Annotated in this window: 1 protein-coding gene; it reads left to right on the plus strand. The window is 79.0% G+C overall.

Annotated elements, in window-relative coordinates:
• Nucleotides 1-252, plus strand: a 252-nt coding sequence (locus BST40_RS33725; protein WP_208618978.1) for a hypothetical protein, incomplete at both ends; no start/stop codon positions are given.

The following is a 252-nucleotide window of genomic DNA, read 5'->3' on the forward strand; positions in this document are numbered from 1 at the left end:
CGGTACCGGCGGGACCGGCGGTCGCGGCGGCGTGATGTTGGGTTCCGGCGGGTCGGGCGGCGCCGGTGGGGGCGGCGGCGTGGCCGGCGGCGCCGGCGGCGACGGGGGGAACGCGGCGTTGATCGGTCTCGGCGGTGCCGGTGGTGCAGGCGGTGACGGCGCCGCCGGTGCGGCCGGGGTGTCCGGTGGTGCGGGGGGTGCGGGCGGTACCGGCGGAAACGGTGGTGTCTTTGGGTTCGGTGGTCATGGTGG

Source organism: Mycobacterium persicum, assembly GCF_002086675.1.
GTDB lineage: Bacteria > Actinomycetota > Actinomycetes > Mycobacteriales > Mycobacteriaceae > Mycobacterium > Mycobacterium persicum.